Annotated in this window: 22 protein-coding genes and 1 other RNA gene; 7 read left to right on the top strand and 16 right to left on the bottom strand. The window is 59.1% G+C overall.

What is annotated here, in order from left to right; genetic code table 11:
• Positions 1-20: 20 nt before the first annotated feature.
• Positions 21-2,567 (bottom strand): ABC transporter permease, encoded by a 2,547-nt coding sequence (locus tag AC0V6V_RS03970; protein ID WP_486164151.1) that lies wholly within the window; start codon positions 2,565-2,567, stop codon positions 21-23.
• Positions 2,564-3,274 (bottom strand): ABC transporter ATP-binding protein, encoded by a 711-nt coding sequence (locus AC0V6V_RS03965; RefSeq protein ID WP_486164150.1) that lies wholly within the window; start codon positions 3,272-3,274, stop codon positions 2,564-2,566. Before AC0V6V_RS03965 ends, AC0V6V_RS03970 begins: the two co-directional genes overlap by 4 nt.
• Positions 3,275-3,333: 59 nt before the next feature.
• Between AC0V6V_RS03965 and AC0V6V_RS03960 the strand changes: the two genes are divergently transcribed.
• Positions 3,334-4,092, top strand: coding sequence for an arylesterase (locus AC0V6V_RS03960; RefSeq protein ID WP_486164149.1), 759 nt, complete (start codon positions 3,334-3,336; stop codon positions 4,090-4,092).
• Here the strand turns inward: AC0V6V_RS03960 and recF are convergent.
• Entirely contained in the window at positions 4,089-5,177 is a 1,089-nt protein-coding gene (recF, locus tag AC0V6V_RS03955; RefSeq protein ID WP_486166036.1) for a DNA replication/repair protein RecF, read from the bottom strand. The genes AC0V6V_RS03960 and recF overlap by 4 nt on opposite strands.
• Positions 5,178-5,234: 57 nt before the next feature.
• Positions 5,235-5,489 carry a hypothetical protein gene (locus AC0V6V_RS03950; protein ID WP_486164148.1) on the bottom strand — a complete coding sequence of 85 codons (255 nt, stop codon included), beginning with the start codon at positions 5,487-5,489 and terminating at the stop codon, positions 5,235-5,237.
• Between the two features lie 248 nt (positions 5,490-5,737).
• On the opposite strand from AC0V6V_RS03950, the gene AC0V6V_RS03945 reads away from it, so the two are divergent.
• Together AC0V6V_RS03945 and AC0V6V_RS03940 are read left to right on the top strand one after the other, a co-directional pair.
• The gene (locus AC0V6V_RS03945) at positions 5,738-5,866 is read left to right on the top strand and encodes a recombination protein F (protein WP_486138684.1); all 129 of its coding nucleotides are present in this window, start codon (positions 5,738-5,740) and stop codon (positions 5,864-5,866) included.
• Complete coding sequence (locus AC0V6V_RS03940) at positions 5,863-6,078, top strand: PspC domain-containing protein (RefSeq protein ID WP_472642717.1); 216 nt, start codon at positions 5,863-5,865, stop codon at positions 6,076-6,078. Before AC0V6V_RS03945 ends, AC0V6V_RS03940 begins: the two co-directional genes overlap by 4 nt.
• 150 nt (positions 6,079-6,228) lie before the next feature.
• Here AC0V6V_RS03940 and AC0V6V_RS03935 read toward each other — a convergent pair whose 3' ends face one another.
• The 5 genes from AC0V6V_RS03935 to AC0V6V_RS03915 form a co-directional block, all read right to left on the bottom strand.
• Positions 6,229-7,023 (bottom strand): SDR family oxidoreductase, encoded by a 795-nt coding sequence (locus tag AC0V6V_RS03935; RefSeq protein WP_472638323.1) that lies wholly within the window; start codon positions 7,021-7,023, stop codon positions 6,229-6,231.
• A 22-nt stretch (positions 7,024-7,045) separates the two neighbouring features.
• Complete coding sequence (locus tag AC0V6V_RS03930; RefSeq protein ID WP_486166212.1) at positions 7,046-7,648, bottom strand: NUDIX hydrolase; 603 nt, start codon at positions 7,646-7,648, stop codon at positions 7,046-7,048.
• An 11-nt stretch (positions 7,649-7,659) separates the two neighbouring features.
• Complete coding sequence (locus AC0V6V_RS03925) at positions 7,660-8,334, bottom strand: TPM domain-containing protein (RefSeq protein WP_486164146.1); 675 nt, start codon at positions 8,332-8,334, stop codon at positions 7,660-7,662.
• Positions 8,335-9,144, bottom strand: a complete 810-nt coding sequence (locus AC0V6V_RS03920; RefSeq protein WP_486164145.1) for a TPM domain-containing protein — start codon at positions 9,142-9,144, stop codon at positions 8,335-8,337.
• Between the two features lie 77 nt (positions 9,145-9,221).
• A complete protein-coding gene (locus tag AC0V6V_RS03915; protein WP_486164144.1) occupies positions 9,222-9,824 on the bottom strand; it encodes a LemA family protein in 603 nt (200 codons plus the stop codon).
• 181 nt (positions 9,825-10,005) lie between these two features.
• Here AC0V6V_RS03915 and mscL point away from each other — a divergent pair, with 181 nt between their 5' ends.
• The 3 genes from mscL to AC0V6V_RS03900 all read left to right on the top strand — a co-directional run bounded on the left by mscL (position 10,006) and on the right by AC0V6V_RS03900 (position 11,452).
• Positions 10,006-10,428: a large conductance mechanosensitive channel protein MscL gene (gene mscL, locus AC0V6V_RS03910; RefSeq protein ID WP_486164143.1), complete on the top strand. Its 423-nt coding sequence runs from the start codon at positions 10,006-10,008 to the stop codon at positions 10,426-10,428.
• Positions 10,429-10,492: 64 nt separating this feature from the next.
• Positions 10,493-10,836, top strand: a transfer-messenger RNA (tmRNA) gene (ssrA, locus tag AC0V6V_RS03905).
• Between the two features lie 172 nt (positions 10,837-11,008).
• Positions 11,009-11,452, top strand: coding sequence for a hypothetical protein (locus tag AC0V6V_RS03900; protein ID WP_486164142.1), 444 nt, complete (start codon positions 11,009-11,011; stop codon positions 11,450-11,452).
• 29 nt (positions 11,453-11,481) lie between these two features.
• Here AC0V6V_RS03900 and AC0V6V_RS03895 read toward each other — a convergent pair whose 3' ends face one another.
• From AC0V6V_RS03895 to AC0V6V_RS03880, 4 genes are all read right to left on the bottom strand, one after another.
• Complete coding sequence (locus AC0V6V_RS03895) at positions 11,482-11,736, bottom strand: hypothetical protein (protein WP_486164141.1); 255 nt, start codon at positions 11,734-11,736, stop codon at positions 11,482-11,484.
• A 136-nt stretch (positions 11,737-11,872) separates the two neighbouring features.
• On the bottom strand, positions 11,873-13,138 hold the full coding sequence (locus tag AC0V6V_RS03890) for an N-succinylarginine dihydrolase (protein ID WP_486164140.1): 1,266 nt from the start codon (positions 13,136-13,138) through the stop codon (positions 11,873-11,875).
• Positions 13,135-14,151: an arginine N-succinyltransferase gene (locus AC0V6V_RS03885; RefSeq protein ID WP_486164139.1), complete on the bottom strand. Its 1,017-nt coding sequence runs from the start codon at positions 14,149-14,151 to the stop codon at positions 13,135-13,137. Before AC0V6V_RS03885 ends, AC0V6V_RS03890 begins: the two co-directional genes overlap by 4 nt.
• Positions 14,148-15,341, bottom strand: coding sequence for a hydrolase (locus AC0V6V_RS03880; RefSeq protein ID WP_486164138.1), 1,194 nt, complete (start codon positions 15,339-15,341; stop codon positions 14,148-14,150). Before AC0V6V_RS03880 ends, AC0V6V_RS03885 begins: the two co-directional genes overlap by 4 nt.
• A 175-nt stretch (positions 15,342-15,516) precedes the next feature.
• Between AC0V6V_RS03880 and AC0V6V_RS03875 the strand changes: the two genes are divergently transcribed.
• Positions 15,517-17,613, top strand: coding sequence for a malate synthase G (locus AC0V6V_RS03875; RefSeq protein WP_486164137.1), 2,097 nt, complete (start codon positions 15,517-15,519; stop codon positions 17,611-17,613).
• 21 nt (positions 17,614-17,634) lie between these two features.
• Here the strand turns inward: AC0V6V_RS03875 and AC0V6V_RS03870 are convergent, their stop codons facing one another.
• The 3 genes from AC0V6V_RS03870 to pdxA form a co-directional block, all read right to left on the bottom strand.
• The gene (locus AC0V6V_RS03870) at positions 17,635-18,027 is read right to left on the bottom strand and encodes a PilZ domain-containing protein (RefSeq protein WP_486164136.1); all 393 of its coding nucleotides are present in this window, start codon (positions 18,025-18,027) and stop codon (positions 17,635-17,637) included.
• 108 nt (positions 18,028-18,135) lie between these two features.
• On the bottom strand, positions 18,136-18,969 hold the full coding sequence (rsmA, locus tag AC0V6V_RS03865) for a 16S rRNA (adenine(1518)-N(6)/adenine(1519)-N(6))-dimethyltransferase RsmA (RefSeq protein WP_486164135.1): 834 nt from the start codon (positions 18,967-18,969) through the stop codon (positions 18,136-18,138).
• Positions 18,962-19,975, bottom strand: coding sequence for a 4-hydroxythreonine-4-phosphate dehydrogenase PdxA (pdxA, locus tag AC0V6V_RS03860; protein WP_486166211.1), 1,014 nt, complete (start codon positions 19,973-19,975; stop codon positions 18,962-18,964). The genes rsmA and pdxA overlap by 8 nt, the downstream gene beginning before the upstream one ends.
• Positions 19,976-19,979 lie beyond the last annotated feature (4 nt).

Raw genomic sequence — 19,979 nt, 5'->3', positions numbered from 1 at the left:
CAAGCTCCCTTTTTCTTTGCCTAAAGCTCTCTCAGTGCCTGCGCTGGCTTGGCTCTTAGCAGCGGCAGGGAGCCGCCCAGAGCGAAGGCCAGCACCATAAAGAGGCCGACGCCAAGCACGCTCAGCACTTCGCCCCAATTTGGCAGCCAATCGAACTCGAACAGTTGGGTGATGATCACCCAAGCGAGCGCCGAGCCAAGGCCCAGTGCGACGAGTGCCAATAGGCCGGCGAGCAGTCCATATTCCGCCAGCTGCATCAGCAGCACCTGCTTCCGGCTAGCGCCGAGGACGCGCAGGATGACGGTGTCTCGCATTCTCGCGGCCCGCGCAGCGGCAATTGCGCCCATCAGGACAGCCAGCCCCGCGAGAACCGTGACGGCGGCGGCGGCCAATGTCGCGAGGCCAACTTGCTGCAGGATTGTGCGCGCTTCGGTCAGGACGTCCTTCACCTCCACGACGGAGCTTGATGGGAACTCTCGCACCATTGCGCGCAGCAATTCTCCGCGCCCTTCATCGCCAGCAAAGGTGGGCAATTCAATGGTGGCCGCCAGATTGTGCGGGGCGTCGGAAATCGCGTTTTCTGAGAAGACGAGCGCATAGTTGAAGCCCATGCTTTCCCAGTCGATCTCGCGGATGTTGGCGACGGTGACGGTGCGCTCAATGCCAAGCACGCCGATGGTCAGCTTGTCACCAATGCTAAGGTCAGCGCCCTCGGCCAATTGCGCGTCGATCGACACCAGCGGGTCGCCGGAATGGCCTTCGTCCCACCATTCGCCTTCGGTCAGGCTGTTGCCAACCGGCAATTCATCGGCATAGGTAAGGCCGCGCTCGCCGCGCAGCGCCCACGCGCCCTCGGGTATCTCTTCAAGGTCCGCGACGCGCTGCATCGCGCCCTCTGGGCCAAAGGCGAGGACGGAGCCGCGCAAGGTCGGAACGGTGCGGATATCGGAGCCGGGAAACTGCTCTTCGATGAGGCCGCGGAAGGTCTCTTCGCCCTCACGCGGCACGTCGAGTACGAAGTAGTCAGGCGCTTCTGCGGGCACGCGGCTTTGGATGTTGCCGTCAATTGCGCTTTGGACAGCGGCGAGCAGAACAAAGGCGGCCAAGCCAAAGCCAAGCGCGGTGACCAAAGAGCCGGTTGGCGCGCCGGGGCGGTGCAGATTGGTGACCGCACTGCGCAGCAGCGGATTGCTGGGCCGGGGCGCACTGCGCGCGAGCTTCTGGATTGCGATACCGAGAGCGCCGAGCGCAAGCAAAGCGCCGCCCGCGCCAAGCAGGAAGCCAGCGGTCAAAACCAGCTGATTGGTGCTGACTAGGGCCAGAATACAGACGGCTGCGATGCCTCCGCCCGTCCAACACAGCGGCCGCCAATCAGTGTTCGACAGCGGCGTGCTTGAGCGCATCAGCGCCATCGCCGGGAATGTGCGCGCCCGCAAAAGAGGCGCTGCGGCAAAGGCAAAGGCGACAAGCAAGCCGTAAGCCGCCGCGAGCAGCAGCGGCGCAGGCTCGATCACAAAGCCAGCTTCCACCGGCAGCAGGCCCTCAAGAGCAGCGCCGAGCACTGGGGTCACCAACACGCCCACGGTCAGCCCGGCGGCGCTGCCAATCAGTGCGGCGACCGCGATTTGCATGGCATATATGCGGACAATATCGGCGGATGATGCACCCAGAACTTTGAGCGTCGCGATGCTACTTCTGCGGGCCTCCAGATAGGACGAGACGCCCCCCGCAATGCCGATCCCGGCAATCACCAAGGCGGCGAGGCCGACGAGGGTGAGAAAATCGCTCATGCGCTGGACAAAGCGGTCGGCGCCCGGCGAGGCGCGGTCGCGGGTGCGAAAATCAAAACCGGAGTTGGGGAAGGCTTCGGTCAGCTCTTCTTCAACCTCGCCGGGATCGCGCGCTTGGTTGGTGAAGGCGACGCGGTATTTGCTTTCATAGAGTGAGCCCGGCTCCAGCAAGCCCGCACGGCCCGGCACGTCTTCTGCGACAATGATTGTCGGCCCCAATTGAAAGCCTTCTGACAAGCGGTCAGGCTCGTTTTCGATTACGCCAGCGGCGACCAGATCGACCGTGCCGACACGGAAGGTTTCACCGACAGCGATATCGAGCCGGTCCATCGCGCCTTGGCCGAGATAGGCGTTATTGCCCGTTGGTGCGCCGGTCGTGCTGCCATCGTTTAGAGTGAGCGTGCCGTAGAGCGGCCATTTCTGGTCGACGGCCTTGAGTTCAATCGGCGCAGCGTTTTCGCCGCTGGATGCCATGGCTTGCAGGCGGGTGCCGCCAGAGATCTCGCCATATTCGCCAATCGCGCTGAGCTCTTCCGCATTGAGGCTGCGCTGCCAGATTTCGATTTCGAGATCGCCGCCGAGCAGTTCCTGCCCATTGGACTCCAGCTCGCGCTCAATCGCGGCCGTTAGCGTGCCGATCGCGGCGAGAGCGGCTGTGCCTAGGAATATGCACACCAGCAGCAGTCGCAATCCGCGAAAGCGCGCATTGAGATCGCGCCGGGCGATCCGCCAGGCTCCGCCCCAAGAAAGCGTCGCTGAAGTTTCCGCAGCGCTCACGCGGCAGAGACCCCGGGTGTGCTCGAGGTGTCAGACGCAATGACGCCATCTGCCATAGTGATCACCCGCTCGCATCGTTCGGCGAGCTTCGGATCGTGGGTGATGATCAGCAGTGTGGCGCCGGTTTCTGCTCGGCGCTCAAACAGCAGTTCGACAATCTCTTGGCCGGTAGCCGCATCGAGATTGCCGGTTGGCTCATCCGCGAAGATCAGGCTTGGGCGGGGCGCGATGGCGCGGGCGATGGCGACGCGTTGTTGTTCGCCGCCTGACAATTGCGTTGGGTAATGGCCGATGCGGTGACCGAGGCCAACCGCTTGCAATTCCGCTTCTGCCCGCTGGCGAGGGTGCTCGCCGCCGGACAGTTCCATCGGAGTGGCTACGTTTTCTGCCGCCGTCATGGTTGGGAGCAGGTGGAACGCTTGCAGCACGATCCCGATCCGCCCGCGCCGAGCGCGCGCCAAACCATCCTCATCGAGGTTGGCAAAGTCCTCGCCCGCCACCTCGAGGCTGCCGCTGGTGGCGCGCTCCAGCCCGGAAAGCACCGCCATAAGCGAGCTTTTCCCGGAGCCGGATGGGCCGAGCAGCGCCACGACTTCGCCGGTGGCAATGTCGAGGTCGATACCGCGCAAGATATCGACCGGCGCTTGGGCCGAACCGAGGGTGAGTTTAAGGTTACTTGCGGAGATCGCGAGAGAAGGGTTTTTCACAGGGTCCAGATGGCATAGGGGTGGGTTGCAAACAAGATACTGAAGTCGGAGGCTCATAGATGCGCATCAGCGTTTGGTCGAAGAAACCGCTAAAACTGGCAGCACCCTTACTGGTGCTCGCTTTGACGGCATGTGGCAGTGAGGCTCCTGATACGGCTGCTGCTGGCGCAGGCAGCGGTGATAGTCCCACTGCTAACCCACAAGCGGGCACTCCAGTTCCCGTTGAAGGCCCAGAGCGGCGCATTGTAGCGTTTGGGGATAGTCTGTTCGCTGGCTACAACGTTGCCAAAGACGACAGCTATCCGGCGAAATTGCAGGACGCTTTGCGCGCAGCCGGCATCAATGCGGTGGTCGCCAATGCGGGCATTTCAGGCGACACCAGTTCTGCTGGACGTCAGCGGCTTTCCTTCACGCTGGACGCGCAGGAAGAAAAGCCAGACCTGTTTATCCTGGAGCTGGGCGGGAATGATCTGCTGCGCGGGATTGAACCGGATGAAACGCGGGCAAACTTTGTTGCCATGCTGGATGAGTTGAAAGCCCGCGAGATTCCGGTTCTGCTGATGGGCATGCGCGCGCCGCCGAATTATGGCCCTGAATATCAGGCAGAGTTTGATGGCATGTATGGCGAGCTTGCGCGTGAATATGGCGCGGCGCTGATCCCGTTCTGGCTGGAGGACATTTATCAAGAGCCGGGCCTGTTCCAATCGGATCGGATTCATCCGACGGAGGAAGGGATTGATCGCTTGGTCGCGGCGACTTTGGATCAGGTCTCCGCCGCTTTGCCGCAGGATGAGGAAGCGAGCAGCGAGGCGAACTAAAGCCGCTCTAACGTACCCTTGCTGACCTGCCAGATGGCGGCCTCTGCTGTGATCTCTTCAAACGGCGATAGCTCCGTGCCGGTCATCCAGACCTGCGCGCGGCCTTGCCCCAAGCGTTCAAACAGGGCGGCGCGGCGCACCGGATCAAGGTGAGCGGCGACCTCATCCAGCAGCAGTACTGATGGCCGCCCCTCAGCGGCCAGAACGCCGTGCGCCAAGGTGATAGCGATCAGCATGGCTTTCTGTTCGCCGGTTGAGCACGAGGCGGCGGATTGGCCGGAGCCCGCCATTACCACGTCGAGTTCATCGCGGTGCGGCCCGGTGAGCGCGCGGCCAGCGGCTCGGTCGCGCCCGCGTTGCCGGCTTAACTCATCGCACAAAGCCTGTGGTTCCATTGGGCCGCCGGGGCGATATGTCAGAACCGGTCGGGCGAACGGTTGAGCGGGGAGGGCGGACAGTTCCACGCCCAGCGCCTCGATAAGGGCCATGCGATTGCCCGCAACAGCGGCGCCGTGCTGAGCGGCCTGAGCCTCAATCGCATCAAGCCAGCGCGCATCGCCGCGTTCCTCGAGGAGTTTGTTGCGTTCCCGTAGAGCAGTTTCCAGCTGCGAGACGGATTTGGCGTGGCCCGGCTCTATCGCCAGCGTCATACGGTCAACAAAGCGGCGCCGCGCGCCGGCTGAATCCATAAAGAGGCCGTCCATCGCCGGGGTTAGCCAGGAAATCGCCAGCCATTCGCTGAGCGCGCTGGCGCTCGCATCGGCGCCATTGATCCGCACAAGGCGGCGGCGGGGCTGGTCAGGATCAACATATGTGCCGATCCGCGCGCTGACGAGGCCTTGTTCGGTCAGGCTCGCACCAATCGCAAATCCGCCAGCGCTCGGGCCGTCAGCATTCTGCCGTGCCAATTCGGTCAGAGCCGCTCGCCGAATGCCGCGACCCGGACTGAGTAGCGACAGCGCCTCCAGGATATTGGTTTTGCCAGCACCATTGTCGCCGACCAAGAGATTGAACTTGGCGGTCTTGGAAAGCTCACTGCCCGCATGATTGCGGAAATTTTCGAGGGAAATCTTCTCGAGCGCCATAGAGCGCGCAGGGTTAGCATGGGCGCGCAGAATGGCCATGAAAATCCACCCAAAAATCTAAATCCCAATAGATGGTGAAAATTCCCAACCTTTCGGTTTGATGAACATGAAGTTAAAACTTGTAAATTCCAGAAACGGCAGAATTCCGCCGTTTTTCGAGTTTGGCACGGCTCCTGCAGAGTGTTTGGCATCCAGTGAGACAATCTCACCAGGAACGAAACAAAGACCAAGGAGACCAACAATGTTCGCTACCGATACTTCAGACCGCCTCTTCGCCGCAGCTTTCTCACTCGCCATCTCGGCAGTGTTCATGGCCACAGCGATCCTCCCAGCCAGCCCACAATTGTTCGCTTAATCCCAAGCCGAACGTTTCATCAAAAGGACCACATCATGTTTAGCAACGACATCGCCTCTCGCCTGATCGTAGCCGCTTTCTCAGTCGCAATTTCATCCATCGTAATGGCCAGTGCAATTGTCCCCGGCTCACCCGGAATGTTCGCATGATCTTCTAGTCAGACAGCAACCAACCAATCAATCTAACCAAAGGAAACCCAATCAAAATGTTCGCTTCAATTGACCTTAGCAGCCGCGTGTTTGCAGCCGTCTCGGCCCTCGCAATCTCCGCTGTATTCATGGCCACGGCGATTGTCCCAGCCTCTCCTGCACTTGCACTTGGAGTGATGGCATGAACAACGTAACCAACTCGCCAAATGGCAAGCCGCCGCGCGCTGGATTTCGCCTGGATAAGCACAATGGCAAACTGATGGGCGTTAGCGCCGGCATCGCAAACTATACCGGCATCGATCCCATCATCGTTCGGATTGGCTTTGTAGCCGCAACACTGCTCGGCTTTGGCCTGACCATTCCGATCTATATCGCAGTTGGCCTGATTGCCGACTGATACGCAGCGACGACAAGCGGATGTCCCGGTTTTTCGGACCGCTGCGTATCGAATGTAAACAAACCGGGAGGGGCCAAACGGCCCCTCTTTTTTGTATCAGGACCAGAGCGCCAGTGGCTTGCCGCAATGAGCAGAAAGCCCCGTCACCCATCACATCGCTGAGATACCGCCGTCGAGCTTGATTTCCGCTCCGGTAACAAAGCGGCTTTCGTCGCTGGCGAGATAGAGCACCGCATTGGCGATATCATTCGGTTCGCCCACGAATTTCAGCGGAATTTGCCGCGCGAGCTTATCCAGCAGCACATCTTTTTCGATCCCGGCATGCTGCGCCGTTCCATCAAGGATCGGCGTATCGACAAAGGTCGGGTGTACCGAGTTGCAGCGGATTTGCATGTTCTTCTTCGCGCAGTGCAGCGCGATCGACTTGGACAGCATCCAAACGCTCGCTTTAGATGCATTGTAGGCTGGCATCGTGTCACTCGCGATAAGACCCGCGATGGAGCTGATATTGATGATCGAACCGGGCGCGTGTTCGCGCATCAGCGGCAAAGCCTTTTGACAGCCGTGAAAGATGGAATCGACATTGATCGAGAAGCAGCGCTTCCAATCGTCAAAATCGCATGTCTCAATATTGCCCGCGACACCGATCCCGGCATTGTTGACCAGCACGTTGAGACCGCCCAGCTCTTCGCGAGCGGCATCGACCGCGGCCTCCCAAGCTTGCGGGTCGGTTACGTCGTGGGTGATGCCAAAGGCATGGCCAGAGCCGACTTCAGAATTGATCAGAGCGGCGGTGTCCTGCGCGCCTTGCCCATTGATATCGGTGCACAATACACGCGCGCCTTCTTGAGCAAGGCGCATGCTGTGCGCCCGGCCAAGGCCTTGCGCCGCGCCAGTTACCAATGCGAGCTTACCCTCTACGCGTCCGGGGCGGGTGGTTGGCATGTCATCAATCCTCTCAAGAAATTTATTTTGTTAGAAGCCCGCTCATCAGGAACAGGGATATTCGCACATCGACACCGTGTCCGGCTGCTCGCCAGTCGGCAACGAAGCGCGGCAATTCGCTCAACGCAACGCGGTGGGTGATGATATTCTCGCTGTTTATGCCGCCGCCAGCGCTGACCTTTTTGAGGCCATGTGCGCGCAGCAAGGTGAAGCATTCGCTGACCATTCCGGGTGAAGAATAAAACTCGCCCAGCTTCTCCATGCGCTCTGCGGTGTAGCCGGTTTCTTCTTCAAGCTCTCTCATCGCCGCTTCTTCTGCGGCCTCGCCTTGCTTGCCCTCATCGTCGCCGACGAGGCCCGCTGGTATTTCGAGGCAGAACTGGCCAAGCGGGACGCGGTATTGGCTGACCAGAATGACGTGAGGCTCGCCGCTAGGGTCTGTGTCGATGGCGATGATCGCTGCGGCGCGGATGCCGCGTGAACGCCCAACATATTCCCACCGGCCGCGGCGTTTGGCGGTGATAAATTTGCCTTCCCACATGACCTCTTCGGGCTTGTCCGCGTCCGTATCGCGAATAAGGTCGGCAGTTTCAGGGATATCGAATCCGGGGGTGTCAGCGCTCATGGCGGCTATGCTTAGACTTCGATCAAGCGGTCGGGAAGCTCGTTCTCGTCATCATCGGCGCGCTCAAAATGCTCGGACAGCACTTGTCCAACATCGCGCACGCCAGCGGCCATGCCTTCGGCGATGTGGCCCTGTCTGATTTCAACCAGCATATCGGCCATCGCCTCGCCCCAGACTTCGGCCGAGACCTTCTCGGCAATTGGTTGGTCTGCGACGATTTCCGCGCGGTGCTCGCGCATCGATAGGTAGATGAGGATGCCGGTGTGGCCATGGGTGCGGGCCTCTGCGCCGACTTTGAAGTGTTTGACCGCCTGGCCATGGACACGTGCGGTTTTGACCGGCCCCGGGATCAGCGCAAAGCGCAGCGGATCCCACAATTGCGCCGCCCAAGCGACCACAAATGTGATGAGACCGAGCGCGATTGTCATGCTGGCCAGCTCGCCTGTGCTCCATTCATGGCCCCATCCGCCAATCAGAGTGTCCCAGAAATCCAGGAAAGGCTGGGGCAGGGCGGCAAACAGGCTCATCGCCGTGAATGACAGCGCGGCTGCCCAAAACAAAGAGATGTCGGAATAACCGTCGGACCGGTCCGCGAGGACGGTCAGGATCTCGCCGGAGGTCGTGAGCTCCGCTTCGCCAACCGCATCCGAGATGATTTTGTGCTGCGCTTCGGATAGATACGACATCTACCAGCCTCCCCCGGCACCGCCACCATTAAAACCGCCGCCGCCTCCGCCGAAGCCGCCAAAGCCGCCGCCGCCAAAGCCACCTCCGCCGCCCCAGTCATCGCCGCCGCTCATTGCCCCGCGAACGATCGCGCTGCCAACTTCCCACAGGATGATGTCGCCGACAGTGTCGCCCCAATCACGCTCATCACTGCGCCGCCCCCACGGGCCTTTGCCCTTTTTTGCGCGATATTTGCGGCGCCGTCCGCGACCTCGCAAAATGGGCAGGACGAAGAAGAAGAACATGAAGCCCAGCCATATCAATGCGCCCACTGGAAAGCCGCCACCCGATTGGCGCTCACGGTCGGCTGCGGCCTCAGCTTCGGCAATGGCTTCAGCCTGAGCTGGCGTCATATTCAAACGCTCAATCATTTGATCTACTGCCGCGTTTATTCCGCCGGCAAAATCTCCGGCACGAAAAGCTGGTCGCAAGGTGTCCCGATAGATCCGACCGCTGCTAATATCGGTCAGCCTATCTTGGACGCCGCGCGCAGTGCTTATCCACATTTCACGTTCATTGGGAGCTATAAGGAGGACTACGCCTTCTTCTGTTTCCGCTCCTCCGACACCCCATTTCTCTCCTAGGTTTCTGGCGTACACATCTACCGGTTCGCCATTCAATGAGGCGACAATGGCTACCACGATGGAGCGTCCGGTCTGGTCTGTGTAGTTGCGTAGCCTTTGATCAAGAACCGCTTCCTCAGTTGCTGGGATTAGGTCGACCTGATCGAGAATTGGGCCGTTTGGACGATCTGGCAATGCCTGTGCCATGGCAGGGATCGCCACAAACGCAAAAAATAGCGCGCAAAATCTCAGAAATCGGAGCATGAACAAATCGTTGTTCGCGCTCAATCGTTGCTACCGAAATTAACCTCTGGCGCGGCCTCGGAACCAGGCTGTGCCGTGAAGGATTCCATGGGTTCTGCGCCGTGGATGATGTTTGCGCCGATTGTATCGGGGAAAGTGCGAATTGTGGTGTTATATTGGCGTACTGACTCGTTATACTTCGTGCGCGCATTGTCGATGCGGTTTTCCGATCCCTCGAGTGCGACCATCAAGTCTGCAAAACGAGCGTTGCTTTCTAGCTGTGGGTATTGTTCGACAACTGAGCGGAACTGTCCAAGCGCTTGCGTTAACTGGTTCTGACCTTCTTGAAATTTCGCAAACTCTTCTGGGTCTGACAGGTCATCAGTCGTGATGGTGATACCCATGGCCTTAGCACGAGCCTCAGTCACTTGAGTGAGAATCGCCTCTTCGGAATCCGCCGCTGCTTCAACTGTAGAAACCAAGTTTGGAATGAGGTCTGCACGACGCTGGTAAGCGCTTTGAACATCGGCCCATTTGGCCTTCGCATTTTCTTCAGCAGCGGGCACCGAGTTGATGCCGCATGCGGCGAGCCCCAAAGAAGCGGCCGCGACCAGCGCAAAGCGGCGAATATTCCTAAAATTCATGAATGTCCCTTTCCCTCGCGCAGCCAGATCGGCGCGCGCACCATCAATGAGTGTGTCCTGTACTATAGATATAGCACACCTAAGCTCGCTTTCAAGCAGTGGACTGACGGCGCAGGGCGCTTGGCAAGGGCTGAATTTGCTGCGAAATAGCGACTGAATCCGGGTCTAGGGAGAAAATAATATGTTTTCGGAATTCAAAGATTTTATCGCCAAAGGCAACGTCATGGAATTGGCCGTTGCGGTCATTATCGCAGGCGCATTTGCGGTCATCGTTGCATCGATGACCTCTGACCTGATCATGCCGATCGTCGGCTTGATCTTCGGTGATGTTGATTTCAGCAACAAATACATCGTTTTGTCGGGCGAAGTCGACGCAGGTATGAGCCTAGAAGCAGCGCGCGAGGCGGGTGCCAATGTTCTCGCATGGGGCGCGTTCGTCACTGCGGTGATCAACTTCGTGATCCTCGCCTTCATCATCTTCCTGCTGGTTCGCTACGCTGAAAAAGCAAAAGCGAAGTTTGAAAAGCAAGAAGAGGCAGCGGAAGAGGAAGGTCCAAGCGAGATCGACCTGCTCACGGAAATCCGTGACGCGCTGAAAAAATAGGGCGTCGTTGTTTGGGTAGGCTCGGGACTTCGGTCCCGAGCTTGCCTAGCCGCAAACTAAGCATACACTTCACATTAAGCGGGCAGGGTCTATATAGGTCCTGCCCGTTTTTGCGGGATATGGCGATAAATTGCTGCGTATAATAGATGCAACGGACCCGGGGGCAGTACCCGGCGGCTCCACCATAACTCTCGGTTTTTACGAGGTTTTTGACGGGGCCGAACTAGGATCGACGTGTGTTGAAAGGCGTAGTTTTTGCCCGGGTTGAGAAACCCCGTAAAAGGCTCATTTTTATAAGTGCAAACGATAACGAAGCACTCGCAATCGCAGCGTAATGTGACGGCTTAACGGCCTGAATTTACAAAGCTAAAGCGCGGTTGGACCCACCGGGCAACAGAAGCGGATTCCGGGGGCCCGGGGGGGCCTAGCAACAGAACCCCCCACCCATAATTTATGGAGTGAGCAACGACCGCATGTTTGTCCGGCGGTCCTCCCCCGTCATCAAACAAGGACGCGGACGCCTAGCAACAGATCCCCGCTTCACCTTGCCATTTCGCAAACCCATAAATACCCAGGTAAAATGACTTTGCCGTCAACTATCGCCCGTGCCCGCGCTTTCATCACGCTCGTGAATGATGGTGAGCCGCCGTCAGATAAGCATCTTGCACAGTCCTTGGACGGGCTGGCTCTAGCCTACTATGCGTGTCCTGAGGGCTCCCCGGCGAATACAGAACCGGAAATGCCCGACTTTCTACCGAAATATTCTGAAGTCGGCGCGAGGTTTCCTGAGTTGGGATACTATGCCTCAGCATCGCCGACTACCGTGCTGGACGAGAAGCCAAAAGTCGGCGATGCAATAGATGACTTGGTAGACATTGTGCGGGACCTACGCGAGATTTCTTGGCGCTACGATGCGCTGGGCGCAGATGATGCGCATTGGCACTTCCGCTTGCTGTTCGAAATTTATTGGGGACGGCACCTGCGGGACTTGAGCCTTTACCTCCACGCCAAACAGTTTGGGTGAACCTTCGCAATTGAGTCGCAACCGGCCGTTCAGCCTTCGACGTTTTCCGCCACCTTGGCTCGCTCCCGCTCAGCCTTCTCATACTTCAGGCAGTCGAGGATTTTCGCCCCGGCCAGGAACACCGCGCCGGTGGTTGCCAGGAACAGCAGCTTGCCGCCCCATCCGGGGTATTCCTGCAAATATGCTGCGCCGCGCGATGTCGCGCCGAGTGCGAGCGCGTAAATGATCACGAAGGCTTCGAACCTTGTCTTGATGACAAACAGCCTTCCGATCTTACGCAGCATGGTTTCTCCGCCGTTAAACACTTCGCATTTTTGGGTGCAAGTGCTGTGCCAGCAACGCTTTTTTGCGCGGCTGATTGGTTAACGATGCAGGAAGTGTAAGCATGCCCGACGCAGCCGCCAAGCGCGTTAACTTTGTTTAACCAAGTTCTGTGAGTTCGAGCGCGGTGAGCAGTGCCGCTCTTGCGGCGATCACCGAGCTCGCAAGGTTTTCGCTGCCAATATCGGCTGGATCGATCTGCTCGGGCCAATTGGCTTCGATCACACCGGCCATCATGTCGGCCTTGCTTTCGGACAGGAGGAAGCGTGGATCGACGGTCGCTGGATCGCATACAACGCGCAATCGCAGGCAGGCCGGGCCGCCGCCATTGGCCATGCTTTGGCGCACATCGACGGGAATAACTTCGCGGATCGGCCCATTGCTGGCGAGCATATCCTCGCACCAAGCCCGAACGCTGGCGCTTTCGCGGCATTCTTCTGGCACGATGAGAGCCATGCCGCCGCCAGGCTGCGTTACAAGCTGAGCGTTGAACAGATAGGTGCGGATCGCCTCGGCCAGGCTGACGGCGCTGCTCGGCACTTCGACCACTTCAAGCGCGGGGAAGGCAGCGCGCATCGCTGCATAGGCTCCTTGCTGGTCCGCGAAGGCCTCGGTGTGAGTGAACAGGACATGTTCGTTCGCCACGGCGACAACATCATTGTGAAACGCGCCCGCCTCGATCGCGGCTGAATTCTGCTCAATGAAGACGCAGGCGTCTGGGTCCAAACCGTGGAGGCGGGCAACAGTGCGGCTTGCTTGTTCGTGTTGACGCGCGGGAAATTTGCCACCGGGTCTGCCATAGACGAACACTTCTACGCCGTTCCTGCCATGCCCTTCGCATAGGCGCATATGATTAGCCGCGCCTTCATCGCCAAAGCTTGGCGGGACCGCGTCATGCACGGCGAAATGCGCGCTGTTGCCAAAGGCTATGTCGAGCATGCGTTTGGTGTCGGGCCATTCCTGCGCTCGGTGCAGCATAGTGACGAGATTGGCGGGTGTCAGATGACATTTGCCGTCGGCGGTATCTGGCGCTGGGCTAACCGTCGCAGCGTTTGCCGTCCACATGCTGGATGCTGACCAAGCCGCGGCGAGAAGCTGGCGCGGGGTGTCCTCATCCACCGCCAACTGCCGGGTGAGATCAGTGTTTGGCCGGGGCAGGGGAAGCAGGAAGCCTTGATGCCCAAACCGCGCGAGATTACCGCGCATCTTCTCAAGGCCTTGGAGCGCTGCGGCGCGGGGGTAAGAGACATCGCCGCCGTGGCTGGCGCTGGCGATATTGCCAAGGGATAGACCGGCATAATTGTGGCTAGGCCCGACGATACCGTCGAAATTGACCTCTACCAGATTACTGTTTGGGCCGTTCATCGAGCAACGCTCCACACGGTGTCGTCTGTGCTTACGTCGAGTGTGTCAGCGGCGACGGAATCAATTTCGATTGAACCATCTTCAGAGGCTGAGCGCACACCATAGCACGCGCGAAAATCGTTCAACGAGCCGGTCGCGATCAGGGCTTTCTCGCCTTCGGTATTCTCGACACCCGCGATCTTTGCCGCGGTTGAACCGGCGACGCTTTTCACCTGATCGGTCTTGGCTATCATACTGGGTCCGCCGTCGAAAATGTCGACATAGCCCTCATAGGCAAAACCTTCCTTCTCCAGCATCCGCATGGCCGCGCGGCCAGTAGGGTGAGGCAGGCCAATGACTTTCTTCGCTTCATCGTCGAGCATGGCGACATAGACCGGATGTTTGGGCATCAGGTCGGCGATAAATTGGTTGCCGTTGATGGCGTTGAAATAGTCCGCCTCTTGGAAGCCCATTCCGAAAAAGCGCCCGGCGACGCCATCCCAAAATGGCGATCCGCCGCGCTCGTCGATAATACCGCGCAGCTCAGCCAGTACTCGGTCGGCAAAGCGTTTGCGGTGCATCGCCATGAACAAATAGCGGCTGCGCGCGAGCAGCAAGCCGAGCCCGCCTGCGCGCTCATTGGGATGGAGGAACAATCCGCCAACCTCGCTTGATCCTTCCAGATCGGTCACAAGGCTGAGCATTTCGGCGCGAACTGTGCGGTCCAATTCCTGGCTGTATTGAGTCAGCGTGTTGAGGCGGTAGGAATAGAACGGCCATTGCTGTCCGACCTGCGTCATCAATTGGCAGGTCCCGCGCACCGCGCCAGTGGCGACATTTTCGAGCACCAAGACGAAGGTCTCATTGGTCAGCTCGTCGCCCGTGTTGGCGAACGCTTTGGCAGAGGTTTCGAGCTTGGCCGCCAGCGCTTCTCGGTCAGCGGGCAGGTTGGTGAACCCTCCGCCGGTCAGCTTTGCCATTTCGTACAAATGCTCAAGATCGGACGTGCGCGATGCGCGCATGCGAAAGGTCAATGCATGTCTCCAGCAGCAATGCGAGAAAGAACGAGAGCGGACAGAGCGGCGCGTTCTGTCAGGCTCGAAACGATAAGAAATTCATCTGGCGAGTGGATGCTGCCGCCGCGCACGCCCATGGTGTCCACGACAGGCACGCCGCAGGCGGCAATGTTGTTGCCATCGCACACGCCGCCGGTAGATTTCCAGGCGATTGTCTGGCCTAATTGTGCGCCGCATTTCTGCACCAGATCGAATAGTCGCTGCGCTTGATCATCAACCGGTTTGGGCGGGCGTGTTACGCCGCCGTGTCGGTGCGCAGACACTTCGTGATCGCTCTCAATGCTGCGCAGCAAAGCATTGAGATTGTTATCGAAGGCTTCCATTGCCTCTGTGCTTTTGGGGCGAATGTTGAAGCGCAAGACGGCGTGGTCCGGCACGACATTATTGGCCGCTCCGCCTTCCAGCTTTGCAGGATTTACGGTGATGTCTTCGCGCTCCATTGCCTTCAGCCGCAGGATCAAGTCCGCCGCTGCAACGATCGCATTGCGACCCTCGTGCGGATTGCGGCCCGCATGGGCTGATTTGCCGGTGACGATAATGGAGTAATTGCCCGTGCCGCCACGCGCATGCGCCAATGTGCCATCCGGCAATGCGGCGGGTTCAAAAGTGAGCGCGGCGAGCTTCCCCCGCGCCATCTCGGCAATCAAAGCGGCGCTTGCAAGAGACCCCGTTTCTTCATCGGAATTGATCATCACATCATAGCCGAGCGCAGAAGAGCCCGACATTGTTTCAAATGCCGTTAGTGCATGGAGAATGACGGAAATCCCGCCCTTCATGTCGGCCACACCCGGACCATTCAGCACATCGTCTTCCAGCCAAGTCAGGTTCTGAAACGAGTGCTCTTTGGGAAAGACGGTATCCATATGTCCGGTCAGCAAGATGCGAGCATTGGCCTGTGGGCGAACGCGCAGAACCATATGTTGGCCGTTGGGCTTTTCAAACTCACTGCCATCAGCGGCAATGGCGGTGACGGGCGCTGGATCGATGAGCTCAACTTCACCGGGCAGGGCGGAGAAGGCGTCGGCCAGTTTGCTAGCCTGCTGCGCAAGTCCTTCGATATTGCCGGTGCCAGTGTTGATCGCGCACCAGTCTTGCACCTGGGCGAGCATTGCAGCGGCATCAAATTTTTCAAGAATTTCGCTTGTCATTGCTGACTGCTCTAGCGGCGCAGACGCTATCATCCAAGCAGTGGTTTTGAAGTGAGGCTTTCGCCCGTTGCAATCCGCATTGGCTTTGGCCATAGGCTGGGACGTCCTCCTCCCCAGGAACCCATGTTGATCTGTTCGCGGCCGCTGCGCTGCGCATTGGAGTGTTAGAGGACTTATGAGCAATTTGATTACCCGTGCCGGACTGTCTGTGGATGAGCGGCTAGCGACATTCTTGGACAGCGAAGTGCTTGCCCCGCTGGGCCGGGATGTGGACGCCTTTTGGCAGGGTTTTGCCGATTTGCTGGCCGAGTTCGCGCCGCGCAATGAGGATTTGCTCGCCAAACGTGAACAGCTGCAATCTCAGATCGATGCTTGGCACGATGCACGCAAAGGTCAGCCCCATGATGCGGGCGCTTACAAGGCGTTCCTCGAAGAGATTGGCTATCTCGTCCCAGAACCCAGCCCGTTCAAAATTGGCACGCAGAACGTCGATCCTGAAATCGCAACTATGGCGGGGCCGCAGCTGGTTGTGCCGATCCTCAATGCGCGTTTTCTGCTGAACGCGGCCAATGCGCGCTGGGGCAGCTTGTATGACGCGTTCTACGGCACGGATGCGCTCGACGCGCCGCCTGCGAAGTCTGGTGGTTATGACAAAGCTCGCGGTGATGCAGTGATCGCTCGTGGCCGCGCATTTCTGGATCAAGCGCTCCCGCTGGTTGATCAAAGCTGGGCGGATCTGGCCGATGAGAACGACGGCAAGCTGCAGGATGAAAGCCAATATGTCGGCAAAACAGAGAAAGGCCTGCTGTTCCAAAATAACGGCCTGCATATCGAAGTCGTGTTCGATGCCGCCTCTCCAGTCGGCCAGACGGACAAGGCCGGCATTGCGGACATCAACGTCGAAGCCGCACTGACGACAATTGCCGATTGCGAAGATTCCGTCGCGGCGGTTGATGCCGAGGATAAGCTGCTTGCCTATCGCAATTGGCTGGGCGTGATCCGCGGGGACCTACATGAGAGCTTTGAAAAAGGCGGCAAGACGCTAACTCGCAAGCTTTCTGGCGATAAGCTCTATAGCGACCGCGATGGCAATGCGCAGAGCCTATCCGGGCGCAGCCTTATGTTTGTGCGCAATGTCGGGCACCTGATGAACAATCCCGCGATCCGCCTGGCGGATGGCGGAGAAATACCGGAAGGCATTATGGATGCCGTCTTCACCAGCGCAATCAGCACGATCGATGTCGAAGGCCAGGCGAAATACGGCAATTCAAAATGCGGCTCGATCTACATTGTGAAGCCCAAGATGCACGGGCCGGAAGAATGCGCCTTCACCAATGATCTGTTCAATGCAGTGGAGGATTTGCTCGGCTTGCCGCGCCACACGATCAAGGTCGGCGTGATGGACGAGGAACGCCGGACGAGCGCGAACCTTGCTGCCTGTATCCACGCGGTGCGTGAGCGGATCGTGTTCATCAACACCGGCTTCCTCGACCGGACGGGTGACGAAATTCACACCAGCATGCGCGCTGGGCCGATGATGCGCAAAGGCGCAATGAAGGGTTCTGATTGGCTCACGGCCTATGAAGCGCGCAATGTTGCGATTGGCCTTGCTTGCGGCCTCTCTGGCAAAGCTCAGATCGGCAAAGGCATGTGGGCTGCACCCGATCTGATGGGGCAGATGATGCAGGAGAAAATCGGCCACTTGCGCGCAGGGGCAAACACCGCTTGGGTCCCGTCGCCCACCGCTGCGACACTCCACGCGCTGCATTATCATCAGGAAAACGTGTTTGAGATCCAGCAAGGGCTGGGCGAGATTCCTCCGGTTGAAACCTTGCTGAGCATCCCCCTCGCGGAAGGCACCAATTGGTCTGACGAAGAGCTTCGCGATGAGCTGGATAACAATGCGCAGGGCCTGCTCGGCTATGTTGTGCGTTGGATCGATGCTGGTGTGGGCTGTTCCAAGGTGCCGGACATCAATGATGTTGGCCTGATGGAAGACCGCGCGACCTTGCGCATTTCATCGCAGCATATCGCCAATTGGCTTCACCACGGGGTCGTGACGCAGGATCAGGTTATGGACAGCCTGACCCGCATGGCGGCCAAGGTTGATACGCAGAATGCGGGCGATCCCACCTATGTTCCGCTCACTGGCAATGAAGATGGCGCGGCATTCAGCGCGGCGAAAGAGCTGATCTTCAACGGTGTAGAGCAGCCTAGCGGATACACAGAGCCGCTGTTGCATCAATGGCGGCTGGCAAAGAAGGCGGGCTGAGGTCAGCCAGTGAAAGCGCGGTCAGCTGTGGTGTGTCACCAGCCGGCCCCGCTTTCGGCCCATCTGGATGTTGCAGGCCTGAGCCACAGGTCCGGTGTTTCTGACCTGCTCTCCAGCGATCTGGACAAGAGCATTCTCGCCAATGCTGCGCTCAAACTCGATCCCGCAGGCATTGTCGTTTGACCAGATGACCGTGCAATAAATTTCCTCAGAGCCGAGCAGCAGCATGCCGGACACGCCGGTGGCTGGCGGATTGTCGGTTTCCAGTTTCGCGCCATTGTCGGAGATATTGGCCATACGGCACGCGCGCTCTCCGCTGGTGGTGCGAAATGTCGCTGGAATTTCCACGGCAAAGCGGCCCGAGCGGCGCTGATCACTATGCGCCGCCTGCTGGCGTTTTTCGAGAAAGCTCATGGCGTTTCTTACCTGTCTGTCCGGATGGTTCGTCCGGTAACGGTCTCTTGCTCAGCGTGATAGATCGCAAAATCCCTCTAAGATGTTCGCAAGCTTGGTTACGCCAAATTAACCAGCGTGACCGCCCAGTTTCCTCGCAATGGCGACAAACTCATCAACGCTCAAGGTCTCGGCGCGGCGTGTTGGTTCGATGCCAACTTGCTCTAGAGCGTCCAGCGCGCCCGGCACGCCTTTGAGGCTTTGCCGCAGCATCTTGCGGCGCTGGCCGAAGGCTGCCTCTGTGATGCGTTCAAGTGTTCGCGGTACAACACCTTCAGGCGCGGCTGTGGGCGTAACGTGGACAATTGCGCTCATCACTTTGGGCGGCGGGGTAAACGCGCTGCGGTGCACCTTGAGCGCGAGTTTTGCCTCGGATCGCCACTGCGCGAGCACGGCCAAGCGGCCAAAGGCCGACCCGCTGGAGGACGCCACAATCCGCTGGGCAACCTCTTGCTGAAACATCAGAGTGAGCGAGCGCCAAAGCGGGGGCCATTGCGCGCTGTTCAGCCAGTTTACGAACAAGGCAGTGCCCACATTGTAGGGCAGATTAGAGGCGATGTGATATGGCTCGCCGCCCATGATCTCATTGTGATCAAGCTTCATCGCATCGCCTTGGATGACGCTGAGCTTGCCCGGAAATGCATCGCTGAGCTCGGCGAGGGCTGGCAGGCAGCGATCATCCATCTCGATTGCCGTCACGTTCGCGCCTGCGCGCAGCAGTGCTCGTGTCAGCCCGCCAGGTCCGGGGCCAATTTCTAGCACTTTTTGACCGCTCAGGTCACCGGGGATCGCCGCGATCCGGTCCAGCAATTGCTCGTCGAACAGAAAGTTCTGACCGAGTTTTTTGGAAGCGCTAAGCCCGTGAGCCGCGATCACCTCCCTAAGCGGTGGGAGATCAGGCATTGGGGCTGCGTGCCGCCGCGCACTGCGCTGCCATTTGCATGGCCGCGATCATTGCGCCGGGGTCTGCGACACCTTTGCCGGCAATATCAAATGCGGTGCCATGATCGGGCGATGTGCGAATGATCGGCAAGCCGAGGGTGACGTTCACACCCTCATCAAATTCCAGCGCTTTTAGCGGGATCAGAGCCTGATCGTGATACATGCACAGCGCCGCATCATAGCCAGCGCGGGCGCGCGGCGTGAACAAAGCGTCGCCCGGATGCGGGCCGCTCACATCGACACCGCTTTCACGCAAGGCATCGATAGCCGGCGTAACAATGCGCGCTTCCTCATCGCCAAATTTGCCATCCTCACCGGCGTGAGGGTTTAGCCCCGCGACGGCCAAGTGGGGGCTGGCAATGCCAAAATCGCGCGCCAATGCCGCGGCGACGATTTGCGCTTTATGCTGGATCAACTCAGACGACAGCGTGGTTGAAACTTGACTCAGAGGAATATGGACCGTCAGCGGCACAGTGCGCAGCGACGGCCCGGCCAGCATCATGACCGCATCATAGGGGGAGAGCCCGCACACAGCGGCAAGAAATTCGGTCTGGCCGGGAAAATCAAATCCGACCTTCGCCAATTGCGATTTTGCTACGGGCGCCGTTACGAGAGCTGAGGCATTGCCGAGCAGGGCCATACGCGTGGCCTCGGCCAGCGAGTGCATCGCGAGCGCGGCGCCTTCCTCGTCCGGCTGGGAGGGGCGATATTCGCAATCCTCGCCGACCAGAATGGGCAGGCCCTCCGAGAACGCCTCGATAGCTTCGGAGGTGTCTCCGATGGCAATCACTGGACAGTCCGCGCCCACCGTCTCGGCGGCAGCACGAATGACGTCAAAGCCGCCAACGACGAAAAACGGCGCAATGCCGCGTTCCGCACGGCGCGCCCAGCAATGTGCAATCAGTTCTGGCCCGATCCCCGCCGGATCGCCCAATGACACGGCGAGGGGAAGCGCAGCAGAACCCACCTAA

Source organism: Erythrobacter sp. S249 (genome assembly GCF_057364975.1).
Note: the sequence above shows the minus strand (reverse complement) of the source record. Positions and strands in the feature narration are given on the sequence as shown.

What these genes read in the sequence shown, in the direction of transcription:
- AC0V6V_RS03870 (WP_486164136.1), bottom strand. Translation starts at nt 18,027, where the DNA reads ATGAGCTTTCTCGAAAAACGCCAGCAGGCGGCGCATAGTGATCAGCGC.
- recF (WP_486166036.1), bottom strand. Translation starts at nt 5,177, where the DNA reads ATGGCGCTCGAGAAGATTTCCCTCGAAAATTTCCGCAATCATGCGGGC.
- AC0V6V_RS03900 (WP_486164142.1), top strand. Translation starts at nt 11,009, where the DNA reads ATGACTTTGCCGTCAACTATCGCCCGTGCCCGCGCTTTCATCACGCTC.
- AC0V6V_RS03935 (WP_472638323.1), bottom strand. Translation starts at nt 7,023, where the DNA reads ATGCCAACCACCCGCCCCGGACGCGTAGAGGGTAAGCTCGCATTGGTA.
- AC0V6V_RS03945 (WP_486138684.1), top strand. Translation starts at nt 5,738, where the DNA reads ATGTTCGCTTCAATTGACCTTAGCAGCCGCGTGTTTGCAGCCGTCTCG.
- AC0V6V_RS03875 (WP_486164137.1), top strand. Translation starts at nt 15,517, where the DNA reads ATGAGCAATTTGATTACCCGTGCCGGACTGTCTGTGGATGAGCGGCTA.
- AC0V6V_RS03880 (WP_486164138.1), bottom strand. Translation starts at nt 15,341, where the DNA reads ATGACAAGCGAAATTCTTGAAAAATTTGATGCCGCTGCAATGCTCGCC.
- AC0V6V_RS03950 (WP_486164148.1), bottom strand. Translation starts at nt 5,489, where the DNA reads ATGAACACTGCCGAGATGGCGAGTGAGAAAGCTGCGGCGAAGAGGCGG.
- AC0V6V_RS03930 (WP_486166212.1), bottom strand. Translation starts at nt 7,648, where the DNA reads ATGAGCGCTGACACCCCCGGATTCGATATCCCTGAAACTGCCGACCTT.
- AC0V6V_RS03920 (WP_486164145.1), bottom strand. Translation starts at nt 9,144, where the DNA reads ATGGCACAGGCATTGCCAGATCGTCCAAACGGCCCAATTCTCGATCAG.
- AC0V6V_RS03940 (WP_472642717.1), top strand. Translation starts at nt 5,863, where the DNA reads ATGAACAACGTAACCAACTCGCCAAATGGCAAGCCGCCGCGCGCTGGA.
- AC0V6V_RS03890 (WP_486164140.1), bottom strand. Translation starts at nt 13,138, where the DNA reads ATGAACGGCCCAAACAGTAATCTGGTAGAGGTCAATTTCGACGGTATC.
- AC0V6V_RS03960 (WP_486164149.1), top strand. Translation starts at nt 3,334, where the DNA reads ATGCGCATCAGCGTTTGGTCGAAGAAACCGCTAAAACTGGCAGCACCC.
- mscL (WP_486164143.1), top strand. Translation starts at nt 10,006, where the DNA reads ATGTTTTCGGAATTCAAAGATTTTATCGCCAAAGGCAACGTCATGGAA.
- AC0V6V_RS03895 (WP_486164141.1), bottom strand. Translation starts at nt 11,736, where the DNA reads ATGCTGCGTAAGATCGGAAGGCTGTTTGTCATCAAGACAAGGTTCGAA.
- AC0V6V_RS03915 (WP_486164144.1), bottom strand. Translation starts at nt 9,824, where the DNA reads ATGAATTTTAGGAATATTCGCCGCTTTGCGCTGGTCGCGGCCGCTTCT.
- AC0V6V_RS03925 (WP_486164146.1), bottom strand. Translation starts at nt 8,334, where the DNA reads ATGTCGTATCTATCCGAAGCGCAGCACAAAATCATCTCGGATGCGGTT.
- rsmA (WP_486164135.1), bottom strand. Translation starts at nt 18,969, where the DNA reads ATGCCTGATCTCCCACCGCTTAGGGAGGTGATCGCGGCTCACGGGCTT.